Here is a 26,893-nt window from a genome sequence, read left to right as displayed (position 1 = left end):
CTGGCCATCGGTTCCCGTCCGTTGCAGGCCCGGATGCAAGATTGACAAGGAGCGACGATGGCTCAGACCCTTTCGTTTAACGGTCGTAGGCGCGTACGCAAGTTTTTTGGTAAAATTCCCGAAGTCGCGGAGATGCCGAACCTCATCGAGGTTCAGAAGGCGTCTTACGACCAGTTCCTCATGGTGGACGAGCCCCAAGGCGGACGGCCGGATGAGGGGCTTCAAGCCGTTTTCAAATCGGTATTTCCGATCAAGGATTTCTCCGGCGCTTCGATGCTCGAGTTCGTTTCCTACGAATTCGAGGCACCGAAGTTCGACGTCGAGGAGTGCCGTCAGCGCGACCTGACCTATGCGGCGCCGCTCAAGGTGACGCTGCGGCTGATCGTGTTCGATATCGACGAGGACACCGGCGCCAAGTCCATCAAGGATATCAAGGAACAGAACGTCTACATGGGCGACATGCCGCTCATGACGGACAACGGTACCTTCATCGTCAACGGCACGGAGCGCGTCATCGTCTCGCAGATGCACCGGTCGCCGGGTGTCTTCTTCGACCATGACAAGGGCAAGAGCCACTCGTCCGGCAAGCTGCTCTTCGCCGCGCGCGTAATCCCCTATCGCGGTTCGTGGCTCGACATCGAGTTCGACGCGAAGGACATCGTCCATGCGCGTATCGACCGGCGCCGCAAGATTCCGGTGACGTCGCTTCTGATGGCGCTCGGAATGGACGGCGAAGAAATCCTCGACACCTTCTACACGAAGTCGCTCTACCAGCGCGACGGCGAGGGCTGGCGCGTGCCGTTCCAGCCGGATGCGCTGAAGGGCCAGAAGACACTGGCAGACATGATCGACGCCGACACCGGCGAGGTCGTTGTCGAGAGCGGCAAGAAGCTGACGCCGCGCCTGCTCCGGCAGTTGCAGGAAAAGGGCCTGAAGGCGCTCAAGGCGACCGACGACGATCTCTACGGCAACTATCTCGCCGAGGACGTCGTCAACTTCGAGACCGGCGAGATCTATCTCGAGGCCGGTGACGAGATCGACGAGAAGACGCTTCCGGTCATCCTTTCCGCCGGCTTCGATGAGATCCCGGTGCTCGACATCGATCACATCAATATCGGCGCCTATATCCGCAACACGCTTTCGGCCGACAAGAACGAGAACCGTCAGGACGCGCTGTTCGATATCTACCGCGTCATGCGTCCGGGTGAGCCGCCGACCATGGATTCGGCCGAAGCCATGTTCAATGCGCTCTTCTTCGATGCCGAGCGCTACGATCTCTCGGCCGTCGGCCGCGTGAAGATGAACATGCGCCTCGATCTGGACGTTCCGGACACGGTTCGCACGCTGCGCAAGGAAGACATCCTGGCCGTGGTCAAGATGCTCGTGGAACTGCGTGACGGCAAGGGCGAGATCGACGACATCGACAACCTCGGCAACCGCCGCGTCCGCTCGGTCGGCGAGTTGATGGAGAACCAGTACCGTCTGGGTCTCCTGCGTATGGAACGTGCGATCAAGGAGCGCATGTCCTCGATCGAGATCGACACCGTGATGCCGCAGGACCTGATCAACGCGAAGCCGGCTGCCGCAGCCGTTCGCGAATTCTTCGGTTCCTCGCAGCTCTCGCAGTTCATGGACCAGGTGAACCCGCTTTCGGAAATCACCCACAAGCGCCGCCTTTCGGCACTGGGTCCGGGCGGTCTGACCCGCGAACGTGCCGGCTTCGAAGTGCGCGACGTGCATCCGACGCATTACGGCCGTATCTGCCCGATCGAAACGCCGGAAGGCCCCAACATCGGTCTGATCAACTCGCTTGCGACCTTCGCCCGCGTCAACAAGTACGGCTTCATCGAGAGCCCGTACCGCAAGATCGTCGACGGCAAGGTGACGAACGACGTCGTCTATCTGTCGGCGATGGAAGAAGCGAAGTATCACGTTGCACAGGCAAACTCGGTGCTGGATGACGACGGCTCCTTCTCTGAAGAATTCGTCGTTTGCCGCCACGCCGGCGAAGTCATGCTGGCGCCGCGCGACAACATCAACCTGATGGACGTTTCGCCGAAGCAGCTCGTCTCGGTCGCGGCCGCGCTCATTCCGTTCCTCGAGAACGATGACGCCAACCGCGCGCTGATGGGCTCGAACATGCAGCGTCAGGCCGTGCCGCTGCTGCGTGCGGAAGCGCCCTTCGTCGGCACCGGCATGGAGCCGGTCGTCGCGCGTGACTCCGGTGCTGCGATCGCTGCCCGCCGCGGCGGTATCGTCGACCAGGTGGACGCGACCCGTATCGTTATCCGCGCCACCGAAGACCTGGATCCGTCCAAGTCGGGCGTCGATATCTACCGGCTGCAGAAGTTCCAGCGCTCCAACCAGAACACCTGCGTCAACCAGCGCCCGCTGGTCACCGTCGGTGACGTGATCAACAAGGGCGATATCATCGCGGACGGTCCGTCGACCGACCTCGGCGATCTGGCGCTCGGCCGCAACGCCCTCGTCGCGTTCATGCCCTGGAACGGCTACAACTACGAAGACTCGATCCTGCTCTCCGAGCGGATCGTGCGTGACGACGTCTTCACCTCGATCCACATCGAGGAATTCGAAGTGATGGCGCGCGACACCAAGCTTGGTCCGGAAGAAATCACCCGCGACATTCCGAACGTTTCGGAAGAAGCGCTGAAAAACCTGGACGAAGCCGGTATCGTGTACATCGGCGCCGAAGTTCAGCCGGGCGACATCCTCGTCGGCAAGATCACGCCGAAGGGCGAGAGCCCGATGACGCCGGAAGAAAAGCTTCTGCGCGCCATCTTCGGCGAGAAGGCGTCGGACGTTCGCGACACGTCGATGCGCATGCCCCCGGGCACCTTCGGCACGGTCGTCGAAGTGCGCGTCTTCAACCGCCATGGCGTCGAGAAGGACGAGCGCGCGATGGCGATCGAGCGCGAGGAAATCGAGCGTCTCGCGAAGGACCGCGACGACGAACAGGCGATCCTCGACCGCAACGTCTATGCGCGTCTGGTCGACATGCTTCGCGGCCACGTCGCCGTTGCCGGTCCGAAGGGCTTCAAGAAGGGCACCGAGCTCTCCAACGTCGTCATCAGTGAATATCCCCGCTCGCAGTGGTGGATGTTCGCTATCGAGGACGAGAAGGCGCAGGGCGAGATCGAAGCGCTTCGCGCACAGTACGACGAATCCAAGTCGCGCCTTGAACAGCGCTTCATGGACAAGGTCGAAAAGGTTCAGCGCGGCGATGAGATGCCTCCGGGCGTCATGAAGATGGTCAAGGTCTTCGTCGCCGTGAAGCGCAAGATCCAGCCGGGCGACAAGATGGCCGGCCGTCACGGCAACAAGGGTGTCGTGTCGCGGATCGTGCCGATCGAAGACATGCCGTTCCTGGAAGACGGCACGCATGTCGACGTGGTTCTGAACCCGCTCGGCGTGCCGTCGCGCATGAATGTCGGTCAGATCCTCGAGACCCATCTCGGTTGGGCTTGTGCCGGCATGGGCAAGAAGATCGGAGCGATGCTCGATGCATACAAGGCGGGCGCTGATATCCAGCCGCTGCGCGATACCATCGACAGCGTCATCGGATCTGGCCCGAAGGGCGAGCCGATCAAGCAGTACGACGATGAATCGATCGTCCGGCTTGCCGAGCAGACCCGCCGCGGCGTTTCGATCGCGACACCGGTCTTCGACGGTGCCGTCGAAGCGGACGTCAACGAGATGCTGGAGCAGGCTGGCCTGAAGGTAACCGGTCAGTCGACGCTCTATGACGGCCGTACCGGCGAGACTTTCGACCGTCAGGTGACCGTGGGCTACATCTACATGCTGAAGCTCAACCACCTGGTCGACGACAAGATCCACGCCCGTTCGATCGGTCCTTACTCGCTCGTTACCCAGCAGCCGCTGGGCGGCAAGGCGCAGTTCGGCGGTCAGCGCTTCGGCGAAATGGAGGTCTGGGCTCTGGAAGCCTACGGTGCCGCCTATACGCTGCAGGAAATGCTGACGGTCAAGTCGGACGACGTGGCCGGCCGCACCAAGGTCTACGAGGCGATCGTCCGCGGCGACGATACCTTCGAAGCGGGTATTCCGGAGAGCTTCAACGTTCTCGTCAAGGAAATGCGCTCGTTGGGCCTTTCGGTCGAGCTGGAGAACTCCAAGGTCGACGACGTCGGTAGCACGGCGCAGCTGCCGGACGCGGCCGAATAAGAGTCATCAGGTGCGTGCCGCTAAGCGGCGCGCACCGTTTCCGCCGTCGGGCACCTGATTGTCCGCGGCAGGAACAGGGCCGCACCCGATGCGGTTTTAGCTGTTTATGGGGCAGGGGCCGGCGCCCGGGATTTGCCGGCACTCTCGCCAAGCTCAGGGCTTAAATGCCCGCAAAGGAGACAGGCATGAACCAAGAGGTCATGAATCTTTTCAATCCGCAGGTGCCTGCGCAGACCTTCGATTCCATCCGGATTTCGATAGCGTCCCCGGAGAAGATTCTTTCCTGGTCTTACGGTGAGATCAAGAAGCCGGAGACGATTAACTACCGTACCTTCAAGCCGGAACGCGACGGTCTTTTCTGCGCCCGCATCTTTGGTCCGATCAAGGACTACGAGTGCCTGTGCGGCAAGTACAAGCGCATGAAGTACAAGGGCATCATCTGCGAAAAGTGCGGCGTCGAAGTCACGCTTTCGCGCGTTCGCCGCGAGCGCATGGGCCATATCGAGCTCGCCGCGCCCGTTGCTCACATCTGGTTCCTGAAGTCGCTGCCGAGCCGCATCGCAACGCTGCTCGACATGACGCTCAAGGATATCGAGCGCGTCCTCTACTTCGAGAACTACATCGTCACCGAGCCGGGTCTGACGTCGCTCAAGGAAAACCAGCTCCTGAGCGAAGAAGAATACATGATCGCGGTCGACGAGTTCGGTGAGGACCAGTTCACCGCGATGATCGGCGCCGAAGCGATCTACGAGATGCTCGCATCGATGAATCTCGAGAAGATCGCGGGCGATCTGCGTTCGGAGATGGCCGAGACGACGTCCGATCTGAAGCAGAAGAAGCTGATGAAGCGGCTGAAGATCGTCGAGAACTTCATGGAATCCGGCAATCGTCCGGAATGGATGATCATGAAGGTCGTTCCGGTGATCCCGCCGGACCTGCGTCCGCTCGTGCCGCTTGACGGCGGCCGTTTCGCAACGTCGGACCTCAACGATCTCTATCGCCGCGTCATCAACCGCAACAACCGCCTGAAGCGGCTGATCGAACTGCGTGCGCCCGGCATCATCATCCGCAACGAAAAGCGGATGCTGCAGGAATCCGTGGACGCGCTGTTCGACAACGGCCGCCGCGGCCGCGTCATCACGGGTGCGAACAAGCGTCCGCTGAAGTCGCTCTCCGACATGCTCAAGGGCAAGCAGGGCCGCTTCCGTCAGAACCTGCTCGGCAAGCGCGTCGACTATTCCGGCCGTTCGGTCATCGTGACCGGTCCGGAACTCAAGCTGCACCAGTGCGGCCTGCCGAAGAAGATGGCGCTCGAGCTCTTCAAGCCGTTCATCTACGCCCGCCTCGACGCCAAGGGTTACTCCTCGACCGTCAAGCAGGCGAAGAAGCTGGTCGAGAAGGAAAAGCCGGAAGTCTGGGATATCCTCGACGAGGTCATCCGCGAGCACCCGGTTCTTCTGAACCGCGCGCCGACCCTGCACCGCCTGGGAATCCAGGCCTTCGAGCCGATCCTGGTCGAAGGCAAGGCGATCCAGCTGCACCCGCTCGTCTGCACGGCCTTCAACGCCGACTTCGACGGCGACCAGATGGCCGTTCACGTGCCGCTGTCGCTCGAAGCGCAGCTCGAAGCACGCGTGCTGATGATGTCGACGAACAACATCCTGCATCCGGCAAACGGTGCCCCGATCATCGTGCCGTCGCAGGACATGGTTCTCGGCCTGTACTATCTCTCGATCATGAACCAGAACGAGCCGGGCGAAGGCATGGCCTTCTCCGACATGGGCGAATTGCACCATGCGCTGGAGACCAAGGCCGTCACCCTGCACGCCAAGATCCGTGGCCGTTACAAGACCGTCGATGCCGAGGGCAACCCGGTTTCGAAGATCTATGAAACGACGCCTGGCCGCATGATCATCGGCGAACTCCTGCCGAAGAACCCGAACGTCCCCTTCGAAACCTGCAACCAGGAAATGACCAAGAAGAACATCTCCAAGATGATCGACACGGTCTATCGCCATTGCGGTCAGAAGGACACGGTCATCTTCTGCGACCGGATCATGCAGCTCGGCTTCTCGCATGCCTGCCGCGCCGGCATTTCGTTCGGCAAGGACGACATGGTGATTCCGGACACGAAGGTGAAGATCGTCGGCGACACCGAAGCGCTCGTGAAGGAATACGAGCAGCAGTACAATGACGGCCTCATCACCCAGGGCGAAAAGTACAACAAGGTCGTCGACGCCTGGGGCAAGGCGACCGAGAAGGTCGCCGAAGAGATGATGGCGCGCATCAAGGCCGTCGAGTTCGACGACAGCGGCCGCCAGAAGCCGATGAACTCGATCTACATGATGTCGCACTCGGGCGCCCGCGGTTCGCCGAACCAGATGCGTCAGCTTGGCGGCATGCGCGGCCTCATGGCAAAGCCTTCGGGCGAGATCATCGAAACGCCGATCATCTCGAACTTCAAGGAAGGCCTAACCGTGAACGAGTACTTCAACTCGACGCACGGTGCCCGTAAGGGTCTCGCCGACACCGCCTTGAAGACTGCGAACTCCGGTTACCTGACCCGTCGTCTCGTCGATGTGGCGCAGGACTGCATCGTCACGCATACGGATTGCGGCACTGACAAGGGCCTCACCATGACTGCGATCGTCGATGCCGGTCAGGTCGTGGCCTCGATCGGCCAGCGTATCCTCGGCCGTACGGCGCTCGACAACATCGACAACCCGGTCACCGGAGAGCGTATCGTCGATGCCGGCAAGATGATTCTCGAGCCGGACGTCGTCGCGATCGAGAAGGCCGGTATCCAGTCCGTCCGGATTCGCTCGGCTCTGACCTGCGAGATCCAGACCGGCGTCTGCGGCGTTTGCTACGGCCGTGACCTCGCTCGCGGTACGCCTGTCAACATGGGCGAAGCCGTCGGCGTCATCGCGGCTCAGTCGATCGGCGAGCCGGGCACGCAGCTGACCATGCGTACGTTCCACCTTGGTGGTACGGCAACGGTGGTCGACCAGTCGTTCCTGGAAGCCTCTTATGAGGGCACGGTTCAGATCAAGAACCGCAACATGCTGCGCAATTCCGATGGCGTACTCGTCGCCATGGGCCGCAACATGGCGATCCAGATCCTCGACGAACGCGGTGTCGAGCGCTCCTCGCAGCGCGTTGCCTACGGTTCGAAGATCTTCGTCGACGATGGCGACAAGGTGAAGCGCGGCCAGCGTTTCGCCGAGTGGGACCCCTACACCCGTCCGATGATGACGGAAGTGGAAGGTACCGTTCACTTCGAAGACGTGGTCGACGGCATCTCGGTTCTGGAATCGACCGACGAGTCGACCGGCATCACCAAGCGCCAGGTCATCGACTGGCGTTCGACGCCACGCGGTACCGACCTGAAGCCGGCGATCGTCATCAAGGACAAGAACGGCAACATCGCCAAGCTTGCCCGCGGCGGCGAAGCCCGCTTCATGCTCTCGGTCGACGCGATCCTTTCCGTCGAGCCGGGACAGAAGGTCAGCCAGGGCGACGTTCTTGCCCGTTCGCCGCTCGAAAGCGCCAAGACCAAGGACATCACCGGTGGTCTGCCGCGCGTTGCCGAACTGTTCGAGGCGCGTCGTCCGAAGGATCACGCCATCATCGCTGAGATCGATGGCACGATCCGTTTCGGCCGCGATTACAAGAACAAGCGTCGCGTGATGATCGAGCCGGCGGAAGACGGTGTCGAGCCGGTCGAATACCTGATCCCGAAGGGCAAGCCCTTCCATCTTCAGGATGGCGACTACATCGAGAAGGGCGACTACATCCTCGACGGCAATCCGGCGCCGCATGACATCCTGGCGATCAAGGGCGTGGAAGCACTTGCTTCCTATCTCGTGAACGAGATCCAGGAAGTCTACCGACTGCAGGGCGTTGTCATCAACGACAAGCACATCGAGGTGATCGTCCGGCAGATGCTCCAGAAGGTCGAAATCACCGACGCCGGTGACTCGACCTATATCGTCGGCGACAACGTCGATCGCATCGAGCTCGAGGACGTCAACGACTCTCTGCTTGCCGAAGGCAAGAAGCCCGCCTTTGGCGAGCCGGTGCTGCTCGGCATCACCAAGGCATCGCTGCAGACCCCGTCCTTCATCTCGGCCGCTTCGTTCCAGGAGACCACCAAGGTCCTCACCGAAGCTGCGGTCGCAGGCAAGACGGACAATCTGCAGGGCCTGAAGGAGAACGTCATTGTCGGTCGTCTCATCCCGGCCGGTACGGGCGGCACGATGACACAGATCCGCCGCATCGCTACGGCCCGCGACGAGTTGATCCTTGAAGAGCGACGCAAGGGCACCGGTGCGGAAAGCGCCACGCCGATGCTCGCCGACATGGCGAACGATCCCGCCGCGGCGGAATAAGCGGAAAGGGGAGGGTATCTGCCCTCCCTGGTGAAACAGTAAAGCCGCCTGGAGCGATCCGGGCGGCTTTTTCAGGTCGATGTGTTTGGCGTCGATGCGCTACAGCGCCGCGCGTCTTATCAGACGCGCAAAGGTCGCTGTAACACTTTTATCTGCTGCATGTTTTTGTCCTTAGATCGGATACGATTAAAGGAAAGATGCAGTAGAGCGGGATGAGGAAAAGTGTGTGCGGTTTTCCGCCCGCATCCCGGGTCTCAACTTCTTGGAATCGATCACGTTCATGTTTTTAGGTCGACCCGACCTAAAAACATCGTGATCCAAGGCGGCACCAGATGCCGCCGGATCGCTCAACCGAAGCGAATGATGGCGACTTCGCCCTCGAGTGCGCCCTGATAGGCGGAAGCGTGCGGCTCCTCGTCCGGTATGCCGTCCAAGGTGCCGATCTGGTCGAGATCGGCTTCAAGGAAGCCCTCCTCGGCCAGTGCATTCAGCGCTTCGCGCACAGCCGTATCGTCATCCGGCGCCCGCAGCATCACATGGATGTCGACGCCCTCGGCATCGCCGTCGGTCTCGTAGGCTTTGCCGATAACGATGAAGATCAGCGGTTCGTCGGGTGCGTTGTCGTTATCCGGTGTGACAGACATGGAAACATCCTCTTTGAAGAATAGTAACGGGCGATCGCGTTCATTTTAGGTCGAAAGAGGCCGAAACCGTCGCGATCGATTCTCAAGCGTTGAGACGCGGGATGCGGGGAAACCGGATACACTTTGCCTTCATCCTGCTCTACTGCATATTGCGCCAGATCGAAACCCGTTCCAGAATCAGCCAGATCGCTTGAACATTTTCGGTCATCGGCGCGGCGCGACTCGCGGTCGTGGAAAACGACAGAAAGAGGTTGCTGATTCCTTAAGTGCGAAGGAATATGCGGCGGCACGAACCGACGTCGCGCCAGCCCGTGGGCATAGCGAGCGCGCAAAGCCTTGTTTCTCGGGCATATCAGGGCTGCAACGCCCAGATTATTTCCTAATTGCCCTTGACGGATCGCCCCGAAATCAGTACACCCCGCCGCATCAGAGCCCATGTGAGGCTGGCTGGTTCGGAACGACGCGTTCTGGAGTTCGCCTCAAACAAGGTTCAAAACGTACGCTGACGACATAATGCTGCACGCAAGACGCGCGAGATAGTGCGTCCTCTGCTTTTTGTGGGGCCATCTGCGGAAAAGCGGATCGGCCCTCGTTTTGCGCATTTCATAGGCGTTCGTTGTTGCCGGCGACGGCAAGCGATCCGCCCGAAAGGGTAACGAGACAAGTTTTTGTAAGGGATGGTTAGATGCCTACCGTAAACCAGCTGATCCGCAAGCCACGTCAGGCACAGGTAAAGCGCAACAAGGTTCCTGCACTGCAGGAGAACCCGCAGAAGCGCGGCGTTTGCACCCGCGTCTACACGACGACCCCGAAGAAGCCGAACTCGGCTCTGCGTAAGGTCGCCAAGATCCGCCTGACGAACGGCTTCGAAGTGATCGGCTACATTCCGGGTGAAGGCCACAACCTTCAGGAGCACTCCGTGGTCATGATCCGCGGCGGCCGCGTGAAGGACCTTCCGGGTGTTCGTTACCACATCATCCGCGGCGTTCTCGATACGCAGGGTGTGAAGAACCGTAAGCAGCGCCGCTCCAAGTACGGCGCGAAGCGTCCGAAATAACATCGCAACCGGCGCCATTTCGCTGGTCACAAGATTTAAAGTTGAGAGACGAGAAGTATGTCCCGACGTCACAGAGCAGAAAAGCGTGAGATCAACCCGGATCCGAAGTTCGGTGATCTGGTCGTCACGAAGTTCATGAACGCAATCATGCTGCACGGCAAGAAGTCCGTTGCGGAAAGCATCGTCTACGGTGCGTTCGATGCGGTCCAGTCGAAGCTGAAGCAGGAGCCGGTCGCCGTGTTCCACTCCGCGCTCGACAACATCGCTCCGCATGTCGAAGTGCGTTCGCGCCGCGTCGGTGGTGCTACCTACCAGGTTCCGGTCGACGTTCGTCCGGAGCGCCGTCAGGCTCTCGCTATCCGCTGGCTGATCGCAGCTGCCCGTAAGCGCAATGAAACGACCATGGTCGATCGCCTGTGTGGCGAACTCATGGACGCAGCGAACAACCGCGGCAGCGCAGTGAAGAAGCGCGAAGACACCCACAAGATGGCTGATGCCAACCGTGCGTTCTCGCACTACCGCTGGTAATCAGAACAGGTTCCGAAAGGCAGTCTCTCATGGCTCGCGAATATAAAATCGAAGACTACCGAAACTTCGGTATCATGGCGCACATCGACGCCGGCAAGACGACGACGACCGAGCGTATCCTCTACTACACCGGCAAGTCCCACAAGATCGGCGAAGTCCATGACGGCGCCGCGACCATGGACTGGATGGAGCAGGAGCAGGAGCGCGGCATCACGATCACGTCTGCTGCGACGACGACCTTCTGGAAGGGCCGCGACGGCAAGACGCGCCGCTTCAACATCATCGACACTCCCGGCCACGTCGACTTCACCATCGAAGTCGAGCGTTCGCTGCGCGTTCTCGACGGTGCGATCGCGCTTCTCGACGCCAATGCCGGTGTCGAGCCGCAGACGGAAACCGTCTGGCGCCAGGCCGAGAAGTATCATGTTCCGCGCATGATCTTCTGCAACAAGATGGACAAGACCGGTGCGGACTTCTACCGCTCGGTCGAGATGATCAAGACGCGCCTCGGCGCGACGGCCGTCGTCATGCAGCTGCCGATCGGCGCTGAAAGCGACTTCAAGGGTGTTATCGACCTGATCGAGATGAATGCTCTCGTATGGCGCGACGAATCGCTCGGCGCCCAGTGGGATGTCGTCGAAATCCCGGCCGACATGAAGGAAAAGGCGGAAGAATACCGCGAGAAGCTGATCGAGACGGTTGTCGAGATCGACGAAGCGGCAATGGAAGCCTACCTGGAAGGTAGCTACCCGGATAACGACAAGATCCGGGAACTGGTCCGCCGCGGTACGATCGACGTCAAGTTCCACCCCATGTTCTGCGGCACCGCCTTCAAGAACAAGGGCGTTCAGCCTCTGCTCGACGCCGTCGTCGATTACCTGCCGTCGCCGATCGACATTCCGGCGATCAAGGGCATCGACGTCAAGACCGAAGGCGAGATCACCCGTAAGGCCGACGACAACGAGCCGCTTTCGATGCTCGCGTTCAAGATCATGAACGACCCCTTCGTCGGTTCGCTGACCTTCGCACGCATCTATTCCGGCAAGCTCGAAAAGGGCACGTCGGTGATGAACACGGTCAAGGAAAAGCGCGAGCGCGTCGGCCGCATGCTGCAGATGCACTCCAACTCGCGTGAAGACATCGAAGAAGCCTTCGCTGGCGACATCGTTGCTCTGGCCGGCCTCAAGGAAACCACCACTGGCGATACGCTTTGCGATCCGCTGAAGCCGGTTATCCTCGAGCGCATGGAATTCCCGGAGCCGGTCATCCAGATCGCGATCGAGCCGAAGACCAAGGGCGACCAGGAAAAGATGGGCCTCGCGCTCAACCGCCTGGCTGCCGAGGATCCGTCCTTCCGCGTCAAGACCGACGAGGAGTCCGGCCAGACGATCATCGCCGGCATGGGCGAACTTCACCTGGACATCATCGTCGACCGCATGCGTCGCGAGTTCAAGGTCGAAGCTTCGGTCGGTGCTCCGCAGGTTGCCTACCGCGAGACCATTACGCGCAAGCACGAGGAAGATTACACGCACAAGAAGCAGTCCGGTGGTACCGGCCAGTTCGCGCGCGTCAAGATCGTCTTCGAACCGAACCCGGAAGGCGAAGACTTCGCATTCGAATCGAAGATTGTCGGTGGTGCTGTTCCGAAGGAATATATCCCCGGCGTTCAGAAGGGTATCGAAAGCGTCCTGTCCTCGGGTCCGCTCGCGGGCTTCCCGATGCTCGGCGTCAAGGCGACGCTGATCGACGGTGCATTCCACGACGTCGACTCGTCGGTCCTGGCCTTCGAAATCGCTTCCCGTGCATGCTTCCGTGAAGCCGCGAAGAAGGCTGGAGCTCAGCTCCTCGAGCCGATCATGAAGGTCGAGGTCGTGACGCCGGAAGATTACGTCGGTGACGTTATCGGTGACCTGAACTCTCGCCGTGGCCAGATCCAGGGTCAGGAAGCGCGCGGCGTCGCCGTTGTGATCAATGCCCACGTGCCGCTCGCGAACATGTTCAAGTACGTGGACAACCTGCGCTCGATGTCGCAGGGCCGCGCTCAGTACACGATGCTGTTCGATCACTACGCGCCGGTTCCGTCGAACGTCGCGCAGGAAATCCAGGCGAAGTATTCCGGTCAGAAGTGACCGGAATAGCCTCGCGCTGAAACAGAATGAAAAGATTTCCCCTCTAGGGGACAGGAAACGGAGAGCCGGAAATGGCAAAGAGCAAATTTGAGCGCAATAAGCCGCACGTCAACATTGGCACGATTGGCCACGTTGACCATGGCAAGACGTCGCTGACGGCAGCGATCACGAAGTATTTCGGCGAGTTCAAGGCGTATGACCAGATTGACGCTGCGCCGGAAGAAAAGGCCCGCGGCATCACCATTTCGACGGCGCACGTCGAATACGAGACGCCGAACCGTCACTATGCGCATGTCGACTGCCCCGGCCACGCCGACTACGTCAAGAACATGATCACCGGTGCGGCGCAGATGGACGGCGCGATCCTGGTTGTTTCGGCCGCTGACGGCCCGATGCCGCAGACGCGCGAACACATCCTGCTGGCCCGCCAGGTCGGCGTTCCGGCGATCGTCGTGTTCCTGAACAAGGTCGACCAGGTCGACGACGCGGAACTGCTCGAGCTCGTCGAGCTGGAAGTGCGCGAACTGCTGTCGTCCTACGAATTCCCGGGCGACGACATTCCGATCGTCAAGGGTTCGGCTCTGGCCGCGCTTGAAGATTCGGACAAGAAGATCGGCGAAGACGCGATCCGCGAGCTGATGGCTGCGGTCGACGCCTACATCCCGACGCCTGAGCGTCCGATCGACCAGCCGTTCCTGATGCCGATCGAAGACGTGTTCTCGATCTCGGGCCGCGGTACGGTCGTGACCGGTCGCGTCGAGCGCGGCATCGTCAAGGTCGGTGAGGAAATCGAGATCGTCGGCATCCGTCCGACGACGAAGACGACCTGCACGGGCGTTGAAATGTTCCGCAAGCTGCTCGACCAGGGCCAGGCCGGCGACAACATCGGCGCGCTGCTTCGCGGTGTCGACCGCAACGGCGTCGAGCGCGGTCAGATTCTGTGCAAGCCGGGTTCGGTCAAGCCGCACCGCAAGTTCAAGGCTGAAGCCTACATCCTGACGAAGGAAGAGGGTGGCCGTCACACGCCGTTCTTCACCAACTACCGTCCGCAGTTCTACTTCCGCACGACGGACGTGACCGGCATCGTGACGCTTCCGGAAGGCACGGAAATGGTCATGCCGGGCGACAACGTCACGGTTGACGTCGAGCTGATCGTGCCGATCGCGATGGAAGAAAAGCTGCGCTTCGCTATCCGCGAAGGCGGCCGCACCGTCGGCGCAGGCATCGTCGCCTCCATCGTCGAGTAACAAGAAAACGGCTTGAGCCGTTTCGGCAGGGACATGGTCCGCCATGTCCCTGCGATTTTTGAAAAGAAGCGGCTAAGCGAAACGAATACTTCAAGTGTGTGCTTCGTGAGCACACCGGAAAACACGAGCAAGGACAAGTCGAATGAACGGCCAGAATATCCGCATCCGCCTCAAGGCGTTTGATCACCGGATCCTCGATGCCTCCACGCGCGAAATCGTGTCGACGGCCAAGCGCACCGGTGCGAGTGTGCGCGGGCCCGTGCCGCTTCCGACCCGGATTGAGAAATTCACGGTCAACCGGTCGCCCCACGTCGACAAGAAGAGCCGCGAACAGTTCGAGATGCGCACGCACAAGCGCCTTCTCGATATCGTTGATCCGACCCCGCAGACGGTGGACGCGCTGATGAAGCTCGATCTGGCCGCCGGCGTAGACGTCGAGATCAAGCTGTAAGACCCGGCGCAAGCCGAAATAACAAGGAAGGTACGTGGAGTTTCTCCAACGGCTTCCAGGAACAGGAAACCGGAAGGTGTGTGAAGCACCGGACGGGAACCCTAAACAAGAGGCGTGAACCGATGCGTTCAGGTGTGATTGCACAGAAGGTGGGAATGACCCGCGTCTACAACGACGCCGGCGAGCATATCCCGGTAACAGTATTGCGGCTGGAGAACTGCCAGGTAGTTTCCCACCGCACCGAAGAGAAGAACGGTTATACCGCAGTTCAGCTGGGTGCCGGCCGTTCGAAGGTCAAGAATACGCCGAAGGCCATGCGCGGCCATTTTGCCGCTGCCAGCGTTGAGCCGAAGGCAAAGCTGGTCGAGTTCCGCGTGAGCGCCGACAACCTGATCGACATTGGCGCCGAGCTTACGGCGGGCCATTTCGTCGCCGGGCAGCTCGTGGACGTTACCGGCACCACCATCGGTAAGGGTTTTGCCGGCGCGATCAAGCGCCACAACTTCGGCGGCCTGCGTGCAACGCACGGCGTGTCCGTATCGCACCGTTCGCATGGTTCGACAGGTTCCAACCAGGACCCGGGCCGCGTCTGGAAGGGCAAGCGCATGGCTGGTCACATGGGCCAGACGCGCGTCACCACGCAGAACCTCGAAGTCGTATCGACCGATGAAGACCGCGGTCTGATCCTGGTCAAGGGTGCAGTTCCCGGCTCCAAGGGTTCCTGGATCGTCGTCCGTGACGCCATCAAGTCGGGTACTCCGGAAGGCGCACCGCGCCCTGCCGCAGTGCGCGCCGCAGAATCGAAGTAAGGGAGCCGAATAATGGATCTCACCGTCAAAACCCTCGAGGGCAAGGACGCGGGAAAGGTTTCCCTTTCCGACGCCATTTTCGGTCTCGAGCCTCGTGAAGACATCATTGCCCGCGTCGTTCGCTGGCAGCTCGCAAAGCGCCAGCAGGGTACGCACAAGTCCAAGGGCCGTGCGGAAGTCTCCCGCACCGGCGCCAAGATGTACAAGCAGAAGGGTACGGGCCGCGCCCGCCACCATTCGGCTCGTGCTCCGCAGTTCCGCGGCGGCGGCAAGGCTCACGGTCCGGTGGTCCGCAGCCATGCGCACGATCTTCCGAAGAAGATCCGCGCGCTGGGCCTGCGCCATGCGCTGTCGGCCAAGCTGAAGGCCGAGGACATCATCGTCATCGACGATCTCGTAGCCAACGAAGCAAAGACGAAGGCGCTCGCCGGTGCATTCGCCTCGCTCGGCCTCACCAACGCCCTGATCATCGGCGGAGCCGAGATCGAAGGCAACTTCAAGCTCGCCGCCCAGAACATCCCGAATGTGGACGTTCTGCCGGTTCAGGGCATCAACGTTTACGACATTCTGCGCCGTGGCAAGCTCGTGCTTTCCAAGGCTGCTGTGGAAGCTCTGGAGGAGCGGTTCAAATGACGGATCTTCGCCACTACGACGTGATCGTGTCTCCCTCGATCACCGAAAAGTCGACGCTGGTCTCCGAACAGAACCAGGTCGTCTTCAATGTCGCCAAGGGTGCTTCGAAGCCTGAGATCAAGGCTGCCGTCGAAGCGCTGTTCGGCGTGAAGGTTACGGCCGTGAACACGCTCGTCCGCAAGGGCAAGCTGAAGCGCTTCCGCGGCTTCGCCGGAAAGCAGAAGGACGTGAAGAAGGCGATCGTAACGCTCGCCGACGGTCAGTCCATCGACGTTTCCACCGGTCTCTAACGGATAGGCCCATTAGGGTAAAAACCCAAAAGGGAACAAGAAAATGGCATTGAAAAGTTTCAATCCGACGACGCCGAGCCAGCGTCAACTGGTCATCGTCAGCCGGGCTGGCCTCTACAAGGGCAAGCCGGTCAAGACGCTGACCGAGGGCCTGTCCTCCAAGGGCGGTCGCAACAACCTGGGTCGCATCACCGTTCGTTTCCAGGGCGGTGGTCACAAGCGGACCTACCGTCTGGTCGACTTCAAGCGTCGCAAGTTCGACGTCGAAGGCACGGTCGAGCGTCTGGAATATGACCCGAACCGCACGGCGTTCATCGCGCTCGTCAACTACGCGGACGGTGAGCAGGCCTATATCCTGGCGCCGCAGCGCCTGGCTGTCGGCGACAAGGTGATTGCCTCGGAAAAGGCCGTCGACGTCAAGCCCGGCAATGCGATGCCGCTGCAGTTCATTCCGGTCGGCTCCATCATCCACAATGTGGAGATGAAGCCGGGCAAGGGCGGTCAGATCGCCCGCTCCGCCGGAACTTACGCTCAGCTCGTCGGCCGTGACCAGGGCATGGCGATCCTGCGCCTGAACTCGGGCGAGCAGCGTCTGGTGCACGGCTCTTGCCTCGCATCGATCGGTGCTGTATCGAACCCCGATCACGGCAACATCAATGATGGTAAGGCCGGCCGTTCGCGTTGGCGCGGAAAGCGTCCGCACGTACGCGGCGTCGTCATGAACCCGGTTGACCATCCGCACGGCGGCGGTGAAGGCCGCACCTCCGGTGGTCGCCATCCGGTCACGCCATGGGGCAAGCCCACAAAGGGCAAGCGCACGCGCTCCAACAAGTCGACCGACAAGTTCATTATGCGCTCGCGTCACCAGCGCAAGAAGTAAGAGAGGAAGTCTCAAGTGGCTCGTTCAGTATGGAAAGGTCCGTTTGTTGACGGTTATCTTCTCAAGAAGGCTGAGAAGGTCCGCGAAGGCGGCCGCAACGAAGTGATCAAGATGTGGAGCCGTCGCTCCACGATCCTTCCGCAGTTCGTCGGTCTGACCTTCGGCGTCTACAACGGCAACAAGCATGTTCCCGTCTCGGTGTCCGAAGAAATGGTCGGTCACAAGTTCGGTGAATTCGCTCCGACCCGGACCTATTATGGTCATGGCGCGGACAAGAAAGCGAAGAGGAAGTAACGATGGGCAAGGCAAAAGCCGAACGCCGGCTGAAGGATAATGAGGCGCAGGCAGTTGCGCGCACGATCCGCGTCAGCCCCCAGAAGCTCAACCTCGTTGCCGCGCTGATCCGCGGCAAGAAGGTCGACCGGGCTCTGGCCGAACTCGAGTTCTCGCGCAAGCGCATCGCAGGCACGGTCAAGAAGACGCTTGAATCTGCGATCGCCAACGCAGAGAACAACCATGATCTCGACGTTGATTCGCTCATCGTCGCAGAAGCTTTTGTTGGCAAGTCGATCGTGATGAAGCGCTTCCACGCCCGTGGTCGCGGCCGTGCATCGCGCGTCGAAAAGCCGTTCGCGCACTTGACGATCGTTGTTCGTGAAGTGGAAGCCAAAGGGGAGGCCGCATAATGGGCCAGAAGATTAATCCGATCGGTTTCCGTCTCGGCATCAACCGGACCTGGGATAGCCGTTGGTTCGCGGATAACGCGGAATACGGCCAGCTTCTTCACGAAGACCTGAAGATCCGCGCCTATCTGATGGAAGAGCTGAAGTCGGCCGGTATCGCCAAGGTCGTGATCGAGCGTCCGCACAAGAAGTGCCGCGTGACGATCCACTCGGCTCGCCCGGGCCTGATCATCGGCAAGAAGGGCGCCGACATCGAAAAGCTTCGCAAGAAGCTTTCCGAGATGACCAATTCGGAAACGCACCTCAACATCGTCGAAGTGCGCAAGCCGGAAGTCGACGCAACGCTCGTTGCGCAGTCGATCGCTCAGCAGCTCGAGCGCCGCGTAGCGTTTCGTCGTGCGATGAAGCGTGCCGTTCAATCGGCGATGCGCCTCGGCGCCGAAGGCATCAAGATCACTTGCGCCGGCCGTCTCGGCGGTGCGGAAATCGCCCGTACCGAATGGTATCGTGAAGGCCGCGTTCCGCTGCATACGCTGCGCGCCGACATCGACTACGGTACGGCCGAAGCCGAAACCGCTTTCGGAATCTGCGGTGTCAAGGTCTGGATCTTCAAGGGCGAAATCCTTGAGCACGATCCGATGGCTTCCGAGCGCCGCGCGACCGAGAGTGACAACCAGGGCGGTAGCGGCAGAGAGCGTCGCCGCGAGAACGCGTAACATTCGCGCGTGGCAGCCAATATCGGAGAAGTAAAAAAATGTTGCAGCCAAAGCGTACGAAGTATCGCAAGCAGTTCAAGGGGCGCATCAAGGGCGTCGCGAAGGGCGGCTCTGACCTCGCCTTCGGCGAATTCGGTCTGAAGGCCCAGGAGCCCAACCGCGTCAATGCTCGCGAGATCGAAGCGGCCCGCCGTGCGATCACCCGTCATATGAAGCGCGCCGGCCGCGTCTGGATCCGGGTATTCCCCGACGTTCCGGTCACGGCAAAGCCGACCGAAGTCCGCATGGGTAAGGGCAAGGGTTCGGTCGAATACTGGGCATGCAAGGTCAAGCCCGGCCGCATGATGTTCGAGATCGACGGTGTCAACGAGGAGCTCGCCCGCGAGGCACTTCGCCTCGGCGCTGCCAAGCTCTCTGTCAAGACGCGCTTCGTGCAGCGTATCGCAGAGTAAGGAGTGAAGCTCATGAAAGCCGCAGATGTTCGCGCTCTGAGCGCCGACCAACTCAAGGAAGAGCTTGCCAAGCTGAAGAAGGAGCAGTTCAACCTGCGCTTCCAGAAGGCGACTGGCCAGCTCGAGAAGTCTTCGCGTATCAACGAGGTCCGCAAGGACATCGCACGCATCAAAACCATTGCCCGCCAGAAGGCGGCAGAAGCCAAGGCCTAAGGACCAGAACAATATGCCGAAACGCATTCTGCAGGGCACCGTCGTCAGCGACAAGAACGACAAGACCGTCGTCGTCCGGGTCGAGCGCCGCTTTGCGCACCCGATCCTTCAGAAGACCGTTCGTCGTTCCAAGAAGTACAAGGCTCACGACGAGAACAATCAGTTCAAGGTCGGCGACCTCGTTTCCATCGAGGAATGCGCGCCGATTTCCAAGGACAAGCGCTGGACGGTCGTTTCCGCCCAGTCTTGATTTCTGCAGGTTTTGTCCGCCGGACCCTTGCGTCTCGGGCAAATATCTGTATGAAGCACGCAATTAAAGCCGAGGAACGCTCGAGTTCGAGCGTTCTTTTGCTTTGAGATGAGCACAATAAGCCGGGCGAGGGGGTTTCGACCCAACCGGCCTGGTAACAACAAGAAGGCGACCTGACATGATTCAGATGCAAACAAACCTCGACGTGGCGGATAATTCCGGCGCACGTCGTGTCATGTGCATCAAGGTGCTGGGCGGCTCCAAGCGCAAATACGCGTCGATCGGCGACATCATCGTCGTTTCGATCAAGGAAGCCATTCCGCGCGGCCGCGTGAAGAAGGGTGATGTCATGAAGGCTGTTGTCGTTCGCACCGCGAAAGACATCCGCCGTGCGGATGGCAGCGTCATCCGTTTCGACACCAACGCAGCCGTTCTCATCGACAACAAGAAAGAGCCGATCGGCACCCGTATCTTCGGACCGGTTCCGCGCGAACTCCGCGCCAAGAACCACATGAAGATCATCTCGCTGGCTCCGGAAGTACTCTAAGGGAGCGATCAGAGATGCAAAAGATTCGCAAAGGCGACAAGGTCGTCGTTCTGACCGGTAAGGACAAGGGCCGTACCGGCGAAGTCATTCAGGTCATGCCGAAGGAAGACCGGGCTCTCGTGCGCGGCGTCAACGTGGTGAAGCGTCACCAGCGCCAGACTCAGAACCAGGAAGCCGGCATTATCACAAAGGAAGCCTCGATCCACCTTTCGAACATCGCGATCGCCGATCCGAAGGACGGCAAGCCGACCCGTGTCGGTTTCAAGATCGATGGTGACAAGAAGGTCCGCGTGGCCAAGCGTTCGGGAGATGTGATCGATGGCTAAGTCCGCTTATGAGTCGCGGCTCAAGAAGGAATATGTAGAGCGCATCCGCAAGGCGATGCAGGAGCAGTTCTCCTACGCCAACGAAATGCAGATCCCGCGCCTCGACAAGATCGTCATCAACATGGGTGTTGGCGAAGCGACCGGCGATTCCAAGAAGCCGACGGTTGCTGCTGCCGACCTCGCTGCGATTGCCGGCCAGAAGCCGGTCATCACCCGCGCTCGCAACTCCATCGCGGGCTTCAAGCTTCGCGAAGGCATGCCGATTGGTGCCAAGGTTACCCTGCGCGGCGTTCGGATGTATGAGTTCCTGGATCGTCTCATCAACATCGCTCTTCCGCGTGTTCGAGACTTCCGCGGCCTCAATCCGAAGTCCTTCGATGGTCGTGGCAACTTTGCCATGGGCATCAAGGAGCACATTGTGTTCCCTGAGATCAACTACGACAAGGTTGATCAGATGTGGGGCATGGACATCATCGTTTGCACGACGGCAACTAACGACGACGAAGCACGCGCTCTTCTCAAAGAGTTCAACTTCCCGTTCCGTCAGTAATCCGTAACGGCAAGCGTAAAGAAGGATAACTGTTATGGCGAAAACGAGCGCAGTTGAAAAGAACAAGCGCCGCCGCAAACTGGTTGCCAATCACGCCGCCAAGCGCGCGGTCCTGAAGGCAATCATCATGAACCAGTCTTTGCCGATCGAAGAGCGGTTCAAGGCCACCCTCAAGCTGGCTGAACTGCCCCGCGATGGGTCCAAGACCCGCATCCGCAATCGTTGCGAAGTCACCGGTCGTCCGCGTGCCTATTATCGCAAGCTGCGCATGTCGCGTATTGCACTTCGCGAACTGGGCAATCTCGGCAAGGTGCCGGGCGTGGTCAAGTCGAGCTGGTAAGGAGACGGGTACATGGCAATGACTGATCCTTTGGGCGATATGCTCACCCGTATCCGCAACGGCGCTGCTCGCCGCAAGTCGAGCGTTTCGACGCCGGCTTCCAAGCTTCGCGCACGCGTGCTGGATGTCCTTCAGGCTGAAGGCTACATCCGCGGATACTCAGAAGTCGAATTCGGCAACGGCAAGGCCGAGCTGAACATCGAATTGAAGTACTACGAAGGCGCCTCCGTGATCCGTGAGATCGCGCGCGTCTCCAAGCCGGGCCGCCGGGTCTATGTCTCGGTCAAGTCCATTCCGCAGGTCGCGAACGGCCTCGGCATCACCATCCTTTCGACTCCGAAGGGCGTGATGGCCGATCACCAGGCACGCGAACAGAATGTTGGTGGTGAGGTTCTTTGCTCGATCTTCTAAGATCGAGCAGAATCTCCATAGCGAACAGACAGGTATAAAAATGTCTCGTATCGGTAAGAAGCCCGTTCAAGTTCCGGCAGGCGTCACGGCTAACGTGGATGGCCAGAAGGTAACGGCAAAGGGCCCGAAGGGCGAACTGTTCTTCGTCGCAAATGACGAAGTTTCGGTGAAGCTCGAAAACAACACGGTTGTCGTTCAGCCGCTCAACGAGAGCAAGGATGCTCGCGCAAAGTGGGGCATGTCCCGCACGATGATCGAGAACATCCTCAAGGGCGTGAAGGACGGTTACGAGCGCAAGCTCGAAATCAACGGCGTCGGTTACCGCGCATCCATGCAGGGCAAGAACCTGCAGCTCGCGCTCGGTTTCAGCCACGACGTCGTCTACCAGACGCCGGAAGGCATCACGATCGCTGTGCCGAAGCCGACGGAAATCGTCGTATCCGGAATCAACAAGCAGCAGGTCGGCCAGGTTGCCGCGGAAATCCGCGAATACCGCGGCCCCGAGCCCTACAAGGGCAAGGGCGTCAAGTATGCCGAAGAGCGGATCGTCCGCAAAGAAGGCAAGAAGAAGTAAGGATCACGCGAAATGGCTAGCAGGAAAGATACTCTTGTGCGTCGCGCCAGCCGCGTGCGCCGTCAAATCAAGGCGGTTGCCAATGGCCGCCCGCGCCTGTCGGTTCATCGCTCGTCGAAGAACATCTATGCGCAGATCATTGACGATGTTGCCGGCAAGACGATTGCCTCGGCATCGACCCTCGACACGGATCTGCGGTCTTCGCTGAAGACCGGAGCGGATACCGAAGCCGCTACGGCTGTCGGCAAGCTCCTGGCAGAACGTGCTTCCAAGGCGGGCATCAAGGACGTTGTCTTTGACCGTGGCGCCTTCATCTACCACGGCCGCATCAAGGCGCTGGCCGAGGCAGCTCGCGAAGGCGGCCTGAACTTCTAAGGTTCGTCGCCCGGGCAGCAATGCCCGGGCGTAACCCGGCTTCGCAAATCCCCGGCCGCTTCGATTTCCAAGGAAGCGAGGCGGCTTTCGTCAATCTGCCGATTGCACCCGGAAAAGAAAAAGGAAGAGGACAATGGCACAAGAAAGAAGAGGTTCTCGCGAAGATCGCCAGAACCGCGAAGAGCGCGACAGCGAGTTTGTCGATAAGCTCGTCGCTATCAACCGCGTCGCCAAGGTGGTGAAGGGCGGTCGTCGTTTCGGTTTCGCCGCTCTCGTCGTTGTGGGCGACCAGAAGGGCCGCGTCGGCTTCGGCCATGGCAAGGCACGCGAAGTGCCGGAAGCCATCCGCAAGGCAACGGAAGCCGCCAAGCGTGACCTGATCTTCGTACCGCTGCGCGGTGGCCGCACTCTGCACCACGACGTGCACGGTCGTCATGGCGCCGGCAAGGTGCTGCTGCGCTCGGCCAAGCCCGGTACCGGTATCATCGCCGGTGGCCCGATGCGCGCCGTCTTCGAGACGCTCGGCGTTCACGACGTCGTAGCCAAGTCGACCGGTTCGTCGAACCCCTACAACATGGTTCGCGCAACCTTCGACGCGCTCAAGAACCAGATGCACCCGAAGGATATCGCGGCACAGCGCGGCATGAAGTACGCCACGCTCCAGTCCCGTCGCGTTTCCGCCGGCGTTGCTTCCGAAGAATAAGGGAGCTGACAGATGGCTAAGAAGGAAGTTGCCAAGAAGACGGTTACCGTCGAGCAGATCGGTAGCCCCATTCGCCGTCCGGCCGTGCAGCGTCAGACGCTCGTCGGCCTGGGCCTCAACAAGATGCACCGGGTACGCACGCTGGAAGACACTCCGGCCGTTCGCGGCATGATCCGGGCCGTCCAGCACCTCGTTCGCGTCGTCGACGAGAAGTGAGGGGGATCGAGATATGAAACTGAATGAAATCAAGGACAACGAAGGCGCGACCAAGAACCGCAAGCGCCTGGGCCGCGGTATCGGCTCCGGTTCCGGCAAGACGGCCGGTCGCGGTGTAAAGGGTCAGAAGGCGCGTTCGGGCGTCGCGATCAACGGCTTCGAAGGCGGTCAGATGCCCATCTACCGTCGCCTGCCGAAGCGCGGCTTCAACAACATCTTCGCTTCGGAGTTCGTTGTCGTGTCGCTCGGCCGGATTCAGGCCGCAGTCGATGCCAAGAAGCTGGACGCATCCAAGACCGTCGATGCCGCTGCTCTCAAGGCGGCCGGCGTTATCCGCCGCGTCAAGGATGGTGTGCGCGTTCTCGCCGACGGCGAACTGAAGGCGAAGGTTTCGCTCGAAGTTGCCGGCGCCTCCAAGCCCGCGATCGAGAAGATCGAGAAGGCTGGCGGTTCCATCAAGCTGCTCTCCGCAGCCGCTGAATAAATATGACTGATGAACCGCCCGGGGTGCTTCACGCCGGGCGGTTTTGCTCCCATATGTGAGCCTCACGTCCAAGCGCAGCGAATCGCCTGCCGCGACGGGACATAACGGAAACCACGGTGAGGCATCCGATTGCAGCGACAATCGCCTCGCGCCTGGTTTTCAACGACGAAAACTGATTCCATCCGGAACGACCGGGTTTTCCCGTGTTTCCGAGACTTGGTACGCGGAGAATTGCATGGCTTCTGCAGCGGAACAGCTCGCCTCGAACCTGAATTTTTCGACTTTCGCCAAGGCGGAAGATCTGAAGAAACGCCTCTGGTTCACTCTCGGTGCGCTTCTGGTCTATCGACTTGGCACCTACATTCCGTTGCCGGGCCTTAACCCGGACGCATTCGCGCAGGCATTCCAGGGACAGTCGGGGGGCATCCTCGGCCTCTTCAACATGTTCTCGGGCGGCGCGGTCGAGCGCATGGCGATCTTCGCCCTCGGCATCATGCCTTACATTTCCGCATCGATCATCGTGCAGCTCATGACGTCGGTCGTTCCGGCGCTCGAGCAGCTGAAGAAAGAAGGCGAGCAGGGCCGCAAGGTCATCAACCAGTACACCCGCTACGGCACGGTGCTGCTGGGTGCGATGCAGGCCTACGGTATCGCTGTCGGTCTGGAAAGCGGCAGCGGCCTCGTCAACGATCCGGGCTGGTTCTTCCGGATTTCCACCGTTATTTCGCTGCTCGGCGGCACGATGTTCCTGATGTGGCTCGGTGAGCAGATCACGTCCCGCGGCATCGGCAACGGTATTTCGCTGATCATCTTCGCCGGCATCGTCGCCGCTCTGCCCTCGGCGCTTGCCGGGACCCTTGAGCTCGGCCGTACCGGTGCTCTGTCGACGCCTCTCATCCTTGCGATCATCGTCATGGTCGTCGGCGTGATCGCGTTGATCGTCTTCGTCGAGCGCGCGCAGCGCCGCCTGCTGATACAGTATCCGAAGCGCCAGGTCGGCAACCGCATGTTCCAGGGCGACACGTCGCACCTGCCGCTGAAGCTCAACACCTCGGGTGTGATCCCGGCGATCTTCGCGTCGTCGCTTCTCCTGCTGCCGGCCACGCTTGCCGGCTTTGCCAACACCGCGACCATGCCCGGCTGGGCAACCGCGATCGTCGGTGCGCTCGCTCACGGTCAGCCGCTCTATATGATCCTTTACGGTGCGATGATCGCCTTTTTCGCCTTCTTCTATACGGCCATCGTCTTCAATCCGAAGGATACGGCCGACAATCTGAAGAAGCATGGCGGGTTCGTTCCAGGCATCCGCCCCGGTGAACGCACGGCCGAATACATCGATTACGTATTGACGCGCATCACCGTCATCGGCGCGATCTACCTGGTCTTCGTCTGCATCCTGCCCGAGATACTCATCTCGCAGACAGGCGTGCCGTTCTACCTTGGTGGTACGTCGCTTTTGATTGTTGTCAGCGTGACCCTCGATACGGTAGCACAGATCCAGGGTCACCTCATTGCCCAGCAATATGAGGGACTGATCAAGAAGTCGAAGCTGCGCGGAGGAAAGAGGGGACGATGAGGCTAATTTTTTTGGGACCGCCGGGCGCTGGCAAGGGTACTCAGGCCAAGCTTCTGACGGAGAGATACGGCATTCCGCAGCTTTCCACGGGGGATATGCTTCGGACGGCGGTAGCTCAGGCGACCGAGGTCGGCAAGCGCGCGAAAGCCGTGATGGATGCCGGCCAGCTCGTCTCCGACGAAATCGTCAACGAGATCGTCTCCGACCGCATCGATTCTGCGGATTGCGCAAGGGGCTTCATTCTCGACGGCTATCCGCGCACGGTCCCGCAGGCCGTAGCGCTCGACCGGATGCTTGAGGAAAAAGGCCTGAAACTCGATGCGGTCATCGAGCTGAAGGTCGATGAGGCAGCCCTTGTGCGGCGCATGGAGAATCGCGTAACCGAAACCGTCGCGGCCGGCGGCACCGTACGCTCCGACGACAATCCGGAAGCATTCCGGCGTCGTCTGCAGGAATATCGGGAAAAGACCGCTCCGCTTTCGGAACACTACGCCCGAACCGGTCGGTTGAAGACCGTGGACGGCATGGCGGATGTGCATACGGTTACCGCCGAGATCGAGAAGATTCTGGCATAGGCGCTGCCTTTGCCAAAATGGGAGCGCCGGGGAGTTGACTTTTCCGGCCGATTCCTCCAAAGACTGCGTCAACTCGCGACAAGAGAAGCGATCGGCGCGGTCTTCAACGAAATGAAGTCCGGGTACGGTCGTTTTTGACGTGTCTCGAACCTCAATCAAAGTGCGGCTCTTAAGGTCGCGTAACGAAGCACCTATTGCCGGTAGGCAACTGGAACGCAAGGAGAATAGACGTGGCACGTATCGCTGGCGTCAACATCCCGACCGCAAAGCGCGTCGTCATCGCGCTGACGTATATTCACGGGATCGGCACGAAATTCGCACAGGAAATCATCGAGAAGGTCGGTATTCCGGCCGAACGTCGCGTTCACCAGTTGACGGACGCTGAGGTCCTTCAGATCCGTGAAACGATCGACCGCGACTATCAGGTCGAAGGTGACCTGCGTCGCGAGACCTCGATGAACATCAAGCGTCTGATGGATCTCGGCTGCTATCGCGGTCTTCGCCATCGTCGCGGCCTGCCGGTGCGCGGTCAGCGCACGCACACCAATGCCCGCACCCGCAAGGGTCCGGCAAAGGCGATCGCCGGCAAGAAGAAGTAATTTCCCGAAAAGGGAAAACGGGAGGCTGGCGCACGCGCCGGCCT

General features: G+C 60.3%; 31 protein-coding genes. 30 read left to right on the top strand and 1 reads right to left on the bottom strand.

Annotation, left to right across the window (positions count from 1 at the left end; translation table 11 throughout):
• Nucleotides 1-57 precede the first annotated feature (57 nt).
• A complete protein-coding gene (gene rpoB / locus M1D34_RS08870) occupies nucleotides 58-4,200 on the top strand; it encodes a DNA-directed RNA polymerase subunit beta (RefSeq protein WP_003536195.1) in 4,143 nt (1,380 codons plus the stop codon).
• A gap of 185 nt (nucleotides 4,201-4,385) precedes the next feature.
• Nucleotides 4,386-8,591, top strand: coding sequence for a DNA-directed RNA polymerase subunit beta' (gene rpoC / locus M1D34_RS08865; RefSeq protein ID WP_003536196.1), 4,206 nt, complete (start codon nucleotides 4,386-4,388; stop codon nucleotides 8,589-8,591).
• A gap of 347 nt (nucleotides 8,592-8,938) precedes the next feature.
• On the opposite strand, the gene M1D34_RS08860 is transcribed toward rpoC, so the two are convergent.
• Nucleotides 8,939-9,235 carry a hypothetical protein gene (locus M1D34_RS08860; RefSeq protein ID WP_010969192.1) on the bottom strand — a complete coding sequence of 99 codons (297 nt, stop codon included), beginning with the start codon at nucleotides 9,233-9,235 and terminating at the stop codon, nucleotides 8,939-8,941.
• A gap of 685 nt (nucleotides 9,236-9,920) precedes the next feature.
• On the opposite strand from M1D34_RS08860, the gene rpsL reads away from it, so the two are divergent.
• From rpsL to rpsM, 28 genes are all read left to right on the top strand, one after another.
• Nucleotides 9,921-10,292 (top strand): 30S ribosomal protein S12, encoded by a 372-nt coding sequence (gene rpsL, locus M1D34_RS08855; RefSeq protein ID WP_003507760.1) that lies wholly within the window; start codon nucleotides 9,921-9,923, stop codon nucleotides 10,290-10,292.
• Between the two features lie 57 nt (nucleotides 10,293-10,349).
• Complete coding sequence (rpsG, locus tag M1D34_RS08850) at nucleotides 10,350-10,820, top strand: 30S ribosomal protein S7 (protein WP_003536198.1); 471 nt, start codon at nucleotides 10,350-10,352, stop codon at nucleotides 10,818-10,820.
• 29 nt (nucleotides 10,821-10,849) lie between these two features.
• The gene (gene fusA / locus M1D34_RS08845) at nucleotides 10,850-12,949 is read left to right on the top strand and encodes an elongation factor G (protein WP_498781668.1); all 2,100 of its coding nucleotides are present in this window, start codon (nucleotides 10,850-10,852) and stop codon (nucleotides 12,947-12,949) included.
• 71 nt (nucleotides 12,950-13,020) lie between these two features.
• The gene (gene tuf / locus M1D34_RS08840) at nucleotides 13,021-14,196 is read left to right on the top strand and encodes an elongation factor Tu (protein ID WP_010969189.1); all 1,176 of its coding nucleotides are present in this window, start codon (nucleotides 13,021-13,023) and stop codon (nucleotides 14,194-14,196) included.
• Nucleotides 14,197-14,338: 142 nt separating this feature from the next.
• Nucleotides 14,339-14,647, top strand: coding sequence for a 30S ribosomal protein S10 (rpsJ, locus tag M1D34_RS08835; protein ID WP_003507767.1), 309 nt, complete (start codon nucleotides 14,339-14,341; stop codon nucleotides 14,645-14,647).
• 122 nt (nucleotides 14,648-14,769) lie between these two features.
• Nucleotides 14,770-15,456, top strand: coding sequence for a 50S ribosomal protein L3 (gene rplC / locus M1D34_RS08830; RefSeq protein ID WP_010969195.1), 687 nt, complete (start codon nucleotides 14,770-14,772; stop codon nucleotides 15,454-15,456).
• A 12-nt stretch (nucleotides 15,457-15,468) separates the two neighbouring features.
• Nucleotides 15,469-16,089 (top strand): 50S ribosomal protein L4, encoded by a 621-nt coding sequence (gene rplD, locus M1D34_RS08825; protein WP_003536623.1) that lies wholly within the window; start codon nucleotides 15,469-15,471, stop codon nucleotides 16,087-16,089.
• Nucleotides 16,086-16,379 (top strand): 50S ribosomal protein L23, encoded by a 294-nt coding sequence (locus M1D34_RS08820; RefSeq protein ID WP_003536621.1) that lies wholly within the window; start codon nucleotides 16,086-16,088, stop codon nucleotides 16,377-16,379. Before rplD ends, M1D34_RS08820 begins: the two co-directional genes overlap by 4 nt.
• A gap of 43 nt (nucleotides 16,380-16,422) precedes the next feature.
• A complete protein-coding gene (gene rplB, locus M1D34_RS08815) occupies nucleotides 16,423-17,259 on the top strand; it encodes a 50S ribosomal protein L2 (RefSeq protein WP_003536619.1) in 837 nt (278 codons plus the stop codon).
• Nucleotides 17,260-17,274: 15 nt separating this feature from the next.
• A complete protein-coding gene (gene rpsS / locus M1D34_RS08810) occupies nucleotides 17,275-17,553 on the top strand; it encodes a 30S ribosomal protein S19 (protein WP_002964358.1) in 279 nt (92 codons plus the stop codon).
• Between the two features lie 2 nt (nucleotides 17,554-17,555).
• Nucleotides 17,556-17,945 carry a 50S ribosomal protein L22 gene (gene rplV, locus M1D34_RS08805; RefSeq protein WP_003536535.1) on the top strand — a complete coding sequence of 130 codons (390 nt, stop codon included), beginning with the start codon at nucleotides 17,556-17,558 and terminating at the stop codon, nucleotides 17,943-17,945.
• The gene (rpsC, locus tag M1D34_RS08800) at nucleotides 17,945-18,658 is read left to right on the top strand and encodes a 30S ribosomal protein S3 (protein ID WP_003536533.1); all 714 of its coding nucleotides are present in this window, start codon (nucleotides 17,945-17,947) and stop codon (nucleotides 18,656-18,658) included. The genes rplV and rpsC overlap by 1 nt, the downstream gene beginning before the upstream one ends.
• A gap of 38 nt (nucleotides 18,659-18,696) precedes the next feature.
• Nucleotides 18,697-19,110 carry a 50S ribosomal protein L16 gene (gene rplP / locus M1D34_RS08795; RefSeq protein WP_003536531.1) on the top strand — a complete coding sequence of 138 codons (414 nt, stop codon included), beginning with the start codon at nucleotides 18,697-18,699 and terminating at the stop codon, nucleotides 19,108-19,110.
• A gap of 12 nt (nucleotides 19,111-19,122) precedes the next feature.
• Complete coding sequence (gene rpmC, locus M1D34_RS08790; protein WP_003536529.1) at nucleotides 19,123-19,323, top strand: 50S ribosomal protein L29; 201 nt, start codon at nucleotides 19,123-19,125, stop codon at nucleotides 19,321-19,323.
• Between the two features lie 13 nt (nucleotides 19,324-19,336).
• Entirely contained in the window at nucleotides 19,337-19,573 is a 237-nt protein-coding gene (gene rpsQ, locus M1D34_RS08785; protein WP_003536527.1) for a 30S ribosomal protein S17, read from the top strand.
• Between the two features lie 178 nt (nucleotides 19,574-19,751).
• A complete protein-coding gene (gene rplN / locus M1D34_RS08780) occupies nucleotides 19,752-20,120 on the top strand; it encodes a 50S ribosomal protein L14 (protein ID WP_003536525.1) in 369 nt (122 codons plus the stop codon).
• A gap of 14 nt (nucleotides 20,121-20,134) precedes the next feature.
• Nucleotides 20,135-20,446: a 50S ribosomal protein L24 gene (gene rplX / locus M1D34_RS08775; protein ID WP_003536524.1), complete on the top strand. Its 312-nt coding sequence runs from the start codon at nucleotides 20,135-20,137 to the stop codon at nucleotides 20,444-20,446.
• Complete coding sequence (rplE, locus tag M1D34_RS08770) at nucleotides 20,439-20,996, top strand: 50S ribosomal protein L5 (RefSeq protein ID WP_003536522.1); 558 nt, start codon at nucleotides 20,439-20,441, stop codon at nucleotides 20,994-20,996. The genes rplX and rplE overlap by 8 nt, the downstream gene beginning before the upstream one ends.
• Nucleotides 20,997-21,030: 34 nt before the next feature.
• A complete protein-coding gene (rpsN, locus tag M1D34_RS08765) occupies nucleotides 21,031-21,336 on the top strand; it encodes a 30S ribosomal protein S14 (protein WP_003536519.1) in 306 nt (101 codons plus the stop codon).
• A gap of 12 nt (nucleotides 21,337-21,348) precedes the next feature.
• Nucleotides 21,349-21,747, top strand: a complete 399-nt coding sequence (gene rpsH, locus M1D34_RS08760) for a 30S ribosomal protein S8 (protein WP_003536517.1) — start codon at nucleotides 21,349-21,351, stop codon at nucleotides 21,745-21,747.
• A 40-nt stretch (nucleotides 21,748-21,787) separates the two neighbouring features.
• The gene (gene rplF / locus M1D34_RS08755) at nucleotides 21,788-22,321 is read left to right on the top strand and encodes a 50S ribosomal protein L6 (protein ID WP_003536514.1); all 534 of its coding nucleotides are present in this window, start codon (nucleotides 21,788-21,790) and stop codon (nucleotides 22,319-22,321) included.
• Nucleotides 22,322-22,333: 12 nt separating this feature from the next.
• On the top strand, nucleotides 22,334-22,696 hold the full coding sequence (gene rplR / locus M1D34_RS08750; protein ID WP_003536512.1) for a 50S ribosomal protein L18: 363 nt from the start codon (nucleotides 22,334-22,336) through the stop codon (nucleotides 22,694-22,696).
• Between the two features lie 133 nt (nucleotides 22,697-22,829).
• Nucleotides 22,830-23,399, top strand: coding sequence for a 30S ribosomal protein S5 (rpsE, locus tag M1D34_RS08745; RefSeq protein ID WP_003536510.1), 570 nt, complete (start codon nucleotides 22,830-22,832; stop codon nucleotides 23,397-23,399).
• Between the two features lie 12 nt (nucleotides 23,400-23,411).
• Nucleotides 23,412-23,615, top strand: coding sequence for a 50S ribosomal protein L30 (rpmD, locus tag M1D34_RS08740; protein ID WP_003536508.1), 204 nt, complete (start codon nucleotides 23,412-23,414; stop codon nucleotides 23,613-23,615).
• Between the two features lie 13 nt (nucleotides 23,616-23,628).
• Nucleotides 23,629-24,099, top strand: coding sequence for a 50S ribosomal protein L15 (gene rplO, locus M1D34_RS08735; RefSeq protein WP_003536505.1), 471 nt, complete (start codon nucleotides 23,629-23,631; stop codon nucleotides 24,097-24,099).
• A gap of 235 nt (nucleotides 24,100-24,334) precedes the next feature.
• On the top strand, nucleotides 24,335-25,675 hold the full coding sequence (secY, locus tag M1D34_RS08730; protein ID WP_003536503.1) for a preprotein translocase subunit SecY: 1,341 nt from the start codon (nucleotides 24,335-24,337) through the stop codon (nucleotides 25,673-25,675).
• Nucleotides 25,672-26,250: an adenylate kinase gene (locus tag M1D34_RS08725; protein ID WP_003536501.1), complete on the top strand. Its 579-nt coding sequence runs from the start codon at nucleotides 25,672-25,674 to the stop codon at nucleotides 26,248-26,250. Before secY ends, M1D34_RS08725 begins: the two co-directional genes overlap by 4 nt.
• Nucleotides 26,251-26,480: 230 nt before the next feature.
• Complete coding sequence (gene rpsM / locus M1D34_RS08720) at nucleotides 26,481-26,849, top strand: 30S ribosomal protein S13 (RefSeq protein ID WP_003536498.1); 369 nt, start codon at nucleotides 26,481-26,483, stop codon at nucleotides 26,847-26,849.
• The last annotated feature ends 44 nt before the right edge of the window (nucleotides 26,850-26,893 follow it).

The sequence above is a fragment of the Ensifer sp. D2-11 genome, assembly GCF_054161295.1.
The sequence above is the reverse complement of the archived record's forward strand: the minus strand, read 5'-3'. Positions and strand labels throughout refer to the sequence as shown.

What these genes read in the sequence shown, in the direction of transcription:
- rplC (WP_010969195.1), top strand. Translation starts at nt 14,770, where the DNA reads ATGCGTTCAGGTGTGATTGCACAGAAGGTGGGAATGACCCGCGTCTAC.
- fusA (WP_498781668.1), top strand. Translation starts at nt 10,850, where the DNA reads ATGGCTCGCGAATATAAAATCGAAGACTACCGAAACTTCGGTATCATG.
- rplX (WP_003536524.1), top strand. Translation starts at nt 20,135, where the DNA reads ATGCAAAAGATTCGCAAAGGCGACAAGGTCGTCGTTCTGACCGGTAAG.
- rpsH (WP_003536517.1), top strand. Translation starts at nt 21,349, where the DNA reads ATGGCAATGACTGATCCTTTGGGCGATATGCTCACCCGTATCCGCAAC.
- M1D34_RS08820 (WP_003536621.1), top strand. Translation starts at nt 16,086, where the DNA reads ATGACGGATCTTCGCCACTACGACGTGATCGTGTCTCCCTCGATCACC.
- rplR (WP_003536512.1), top strand. Translation starts at nt 22,334, where the DNA reads ATGGCTAGCAGGAAAGATACTCTTGTGCGTCGCGCCAGCCGCGTGCGC.
- rplE (WP_003536522.1), top strand. Translation starts at nt 20,439, where the DNA reads ATGGCTAAGTCCGCTTATGAGTCGCGGCTCAAGAAGGAATATGTAGAG.
- rpsC (WP_003536533.1), top strand. Translation starts at nt 17,945, where the DNA reads ATGGGCCAGAAGATTAATCCGATCGGTTTCCGTCTCGGCATCAACCGG.
- rplP (WP_003536531.1), top strand. Translation starts at nt 18,697, where the DNA reads ATGTTGCAGCCAAAGCGTACGAAGTATCGCAAGCAGTTCAAGGGGCGC.
- rplD (WP_003536623.1), top strand. Translation starts at nt 15,469, where the DNA reads ATGGATCTCACCGTCAAAACCCTCGAGGGCAAGGACGCGGGAAAGGTT.
- secY (WP_003536503.1), top strand. Translation starts at nt 24,335, where the DNA reads ATGGCTTCTGCAGCGGAACAGCTCGCCTCGAACCTGAATTTTTCGACT.
- M1D34_RS08860 (WP_010969192.1), bottom strand. Translation starts at nt 9,235, where the DNA reads ATGTCTGTCACACCGGATAACGACAACGCACCCGACGAACCGCTGATC.
- rplO (WP_003536505.1), top strand. Translation starts at nt 23,629, where the DNA reads ATGAAACTGAATGAAATCAAGGACAACGAAGGCGCGACCAAGAACCGC.
- tuf (WP_010969189.1), top strand. Translation starts at nt 13,021, where the DNA reads ATGGCAAAGAGCAAATTTGAGCGCAATAAGCCGCACGTCAACATTGGC.
- rpsG (WP_003536198.1), top strand. Translation starts at nt 10,350, where the DNA reads ATGTCCCGACGTCACAGAGCAGAAAAGCGTGAGATCAACCCGGATCCG.
- rplB (WP_003536619.1), top strand. Translation starts at nt 16,423, where the DNA reads ATGGCATTGAAAAGTTTCAATCCGACGACGCCGAGCCAGCGTCAACTG.
- rplF (WP_003536514.1), top strand. Translation starts at nt 21,788, where the DNA reads ATGTCTCGTATCGGTAAGAAGCCCGTTCAAGTTCCGGCAGGCGTCACG.
- rplV (WP_003536535.1), top strand. Translation starts at nt 17,556, where the DNA reads ATGGGCAAGGCAAAAGCCGAACGCCGGCTGAAGGATAATGAGGCGCAG.
- rpoB (WP_003536195.1), top strand. Translation starts at nt 58, where the DNA reads ATGGCTCAGACCCTTTCGTTTAACGGTCGTAGGCGCGTACGCAAGTTT.
- M1D34_RS08725 (WP_003536501.1), top strand. Translation starts at nt 25,672, where the DNA reads ATGAGGCTAATTTTTTTGGGACCGCCGGGCGCTGGCAAGGGTACTCAG.
- rpsJ (WP_003507767.1), top strand. Translation starts at nt 14,339, where the DNA reads ATGAACGGCCAGAATATCCGCATCCGCCTCAAGGCGTTTGATCACCGG.
- rpsQ (WP_003536527.1), top strand. Translation starts at nt 19,337, where the DNA reads ATGCCGAAACGCATTCTGCAGGGCACCGTCGTCAGCGACAAGAACGAC.
- rplN (WP_003536525.1), top strand. Translation starts at nt 19,752, where the DNA reads ATGATTCAGATGCAAACAAACCTCGACGTGGCGGATAATTCCGGCGCA.
- rpsL (WP_003507760.1), top strand. Translation starts at nt 9,921, where the DNA reads ATGCCTACCGTAAACCAGCTGATCCGCAAGCCACGTCAGGCACAGGTA.
- rpsE (WP_003536510.1), top strand. Translation starts at nt 22,830, where the DNA reads ATGGCACAAGAAAGAAGAGGTTCTCGCGAAGATCGCCAGAACCGCGAA.
- rpmC (WP_003536529.1), top strand. Translation starts at nt 19,123, where the DNA reads ATGAAAGCCGCAGATGTTCGCGCTCTGAGCGCCGACCAACTCAAGGAA.
- rpmD (WP_003536508.1), top strand. Translation starts at nt 23,412, where the DNA reads ATGGCTAAGAAGGAAGTTGCCAAGAAGACGGTTACCGTCGAGCAGATC.
- rpoC (WP_003536196.1), top strand. Translation starts at nt 4,386, where the DNA reads ATGAACCAAGAGGTCATGAATCTTTTCAATCCGCAGGTGCCTGCGCAG.
- rpsN (WP_003536519.1), top strand. Translation starts at nt 21,031, where the DNA reads ATGGCGAAAACGAGCGCAGTTGAAAAGAACAAGCGCCGCCGCAAACTG.